This window comes from Desulfosarcina sp. (assembly GCF_041551955.1).
Lineage (GTDB): Bacteria > Desulfobacterota > Desulfobacteria > Desulfobacterales > Desulfosarcinaceae > Desulfosarcina.
Genome location: NZ_JBFELV010000515.1, coordinates 1 through 3329, shown reverse-complemented (window position 1 = coordinate 3329; position 3329 = coordinate 1). Strand labels below are relative to the sequence as shown.

Genomic DNA, 3329 nt, shown 5'->3' with positions numbered 1-3329 from the left:
GAGCCAGCTTCTCCTCAAGCTGCTTGCGCTCGGAAATGTCCAGATTCATCTCCATGGCGGCCACGATCTCGCCGTTTTCGTCGCGTATGGGGGAGGTTCGCACGATCCAGTGCTTGATGCTGCCGTCCTTGTCAACGCCGGTCTCTTCGCTGTAGTGGGACTGGCCGTCGGCGAAGGTGGCTTCCACCGGGCAGTCCACGCATTTCTCCCAGCGTCCCTTGTAAGCACGGTAGCAGAAATCACCGGGTCGGGGTGCGAATTTGTCGGCGAATTCACGATTGTAGCCGATCAGGCGGTAGTCCCGGTCCTGAACGGTGATGACGCAGGGCACCATCTCGAACAGGTTCTGGAACTGGTCGCGCTGCTTGTTGAGTTCGCTCTGTTTGTTGTCGATGGCCGCGCCCATCTGTCGAATGGCCTTGGCCAACTGCCCCATTTCATCGGCCTGATCAACCTTCACCGGTGCCGAGTAGTCTCCCTTTTCGATGCGACGCGTTCCGTCAATGAGTTTTTTGATTGGGTATTTCACGAACCGGTATATGAAAAGGAGGATCATGGCCGATGTGGTCAGAAAAATGAATGCGGCCAGGGCGGTCAGGTTTCTTTCATAGCGGGCCAACTCCAGATCCGCTTCTTCCAGCGAAACGACCAGGTCGATGGCGCCCAGCACCTTTTTATCCGGGGGGTGGATGTGGCAGGCATCGGTGGAACAGCCCGCTTCGTTGTATACCGGGCTGATAACGCCCATCAGCCGGTAGCCGTTCTTTGACCGGAAGGTGCGCACGGTGTCGGCCAATGACACTTGATGCACCGGCGGATCGCTGCGGTGGCAGATGTAGCAGGCCTCGTCCTTGATGTTGGTGACCGTGTCGATCTCGGCGTCCTGGTTGGAGAATTTGATTTCTCCCTGCTTGTTGTAAATGCGGATGTTGACGATGTCGTGTTGCTTGGAAATGTTGTTGATGATCTGCTTGATGTCATCTCTGGAGTTGAGCATCATGGCATAATGGGTGCCCAGTCGGATGGTATTGCTCAGCCGCTGCGTGCCGGCGGTGATGTTGCCCACTAGTTTCTGCTGCATGTAACGATAGTTGAAGAATCCCCACACCGCCAGGGACAGAAGCAACACCAAGCCGACGCTGGCCAATAGCTTGAGCAACAGGCTTTCGTGGATGATGGCCTTTAATGACGGCATGGGATGCTTCCTTTGGGGGTTGTCGGGAAAAGAGGCGTCGATCCAAGACATGACGGCATCGTAAAAAGTCCGATATCTGCGTTACGCGTCATCCCTCGTCATTGCAACGTACCGTAAGTACTCCTCATTCCTCGGGATCCGCAAGCCTTGGTCTTGGGCTTTTTACGATGCCGTCGGAAATATGATTTTTTGCGAGTGCGTCAAGACATGGCAACACTTGTGGAACGATATCTGAAAAGCCCACACGGGTCAACACAGCGGGTGGATCACTATTGGCCTTCACATACTGTATGAAATTCATCTTTTATGCTTGACATTAATCGTTCTTTTTCTCTATTCTTTTTTGGCGGTTTGACTTGTCGACCACATAGAAGGCTACCGAACGACCACAGGCGGTTATCCCCGAAACCGCATCATCCGGAGAAATACCGGAGCCAATGGATCCAAAATATCACAGTCACCATGCAATGGTGTTTCCCTTCTATTTTTTTTAACCAACGGCAAAAGGAGGCCACATGACCAATCCCTATCAAGCTGCATTTGAACAGTCGATTAACGATCCGAACGGATTCTGGGCGAAGGCAGCGGAGGACTGCCACTGGTACAAGCGCTGGGACAAGGTGCTTGACGACAGCAACAAGCCTTTTTACCGCTGGTTTACTGGAGGCCAGATCAACACTTGCTACAATGCCCTGGACTACCACATCGACCAGGGGCGGGGAGACCAGCTGGCCCTGATCTACGACAGCCCGGTTACCGACACGATCAAAAAATACACCTATAGCCAGCTTCGCGATGAAGTGGCCCGTTTTTCCGGCGTGCTCAAAGCCCAGGGGGTTGAAAAAGGCGACCGGGTGCTGATCTACATGCCCATGATCGCCGAAGCGGCCATGGCGATGCTGGCTTGTGCCCGCATCGGAGCGGTGCACTCGGTGGTTTTCGGTGGGTTTGCGGCCAAGGAACTGGCCACGCGAATCAACGATGCCAAGCCCAAGGTGATCGTGACGGCGTCCTGCGGCATCGAGGTGAAGAAGGTCATCGCCTACAAGCCCTTGCTGGACAAGGCCATCGACATGAGCACCAGCAAGCCGGGCAAGTGCATCATCTTTCAGCGGCCCATGGAAAAGGCGTCCATGATCGCCGGTCGGGATGTGGACTGGGCGGAGGCCATGTCGACGGCATCGCCGGCAGAATGCGTGCCGGTGGCCGCCACGGATCCGCTTTACATCCTATACACCTCGGGCACCACAGGCCAGCCCAAGGGCGTGGTACGCGACAACGGCGGCCACGTGGTGGCATTGAAATGGAGCATGAAAAACATCTACAACGTGGACGCCGGGGATGTTTACTGGGCGGCCTCGGACGTGGGCTGGGTGGTCGGCCACAGCTACATCGTCTACGCGCCGCTGTTCAAGGGTTGCACCACGATCTTGTTCGAGGGCAAGCCGGTGGGCACGCCGGACGCCGGGGTGTTCTGGCGGGTGATCGCCGACCACAAGGTTAAGGCCATGTTCACGGCGCCGACGGCCTTCCGGGCCATCAAGCGCGAGGACCCCAAAGCCGAGCTGATGAAAAAATACGACCTGTCCAACTTCAAGGCGCTGTTTCTGGCCGGCGAGCGCACGGACCCGAACACCTTGCACTGGGCCGAAGATGCCCTGAAGGTGCCGGTGATCGACCACTGGTGGCAGACGGAGACAGGCTGGGCCATCTGCGCCAACTGCATGGGTCTGCATGCCTTTCCGGTCAAGGAGGGCTCACCCACCAAGCCGGCGCCAGGCTGGAACCTGCAGGTGGTGGATGAAAACAACAAGCAGGTGGCACCGGGCGAGATCGGCGCGCTGGTGGTGAAGCTGCCGCTGCCCCCGGGCACGCTGCCGACGCTGTGGCAGAACGACGCGCGCTACGTGGAGTCCTACCTGGAAGAGTTTCCCGGGTATTATAAAACGGCCGACGCGGGCTACATCGATGCGGAGGGATACGCCTACATCATGAGCCGAACCGACGACATCATCAACGTGGCCGGGCATCGACTCTCGACCGGCGCCATGGAAGAGGTCCTGGCCGCGCACCCGGACGTCGCCGAATGCGCGGTGATCGGTGTGGCCGACGAGTTGAAGGGGCAGCTCCCGGT

Annotated in this window: 2 protein-coding genes; one reads left to right on the top strand and one right to left on the bottom strand. The window is 57.5% G+C overall.

The features are described 5' to 3' along the window. On the bottom strand, positions 1-1195 hold a 1195-nt coding region (locus tag ABYV26_RS23385; RefSeq protein WP_372683764.1), incomplete at its 3' end, for a HAMP domain-containing protein. Between the two features lie 515 nt (positions 1196-1710). Between ABYV26_RS23385 and ABYV26_RS23380 the strand changes: the two genes are divergently transcribed. After that, positions 1711-3329, top strand: a 1619-nt coding sequence (locus ABYV26_RS23380; RefSeq protein ID WP_372683763.1) for an AMP-binding protein, incomplete at its 3' end; no start/stop codon positions are given.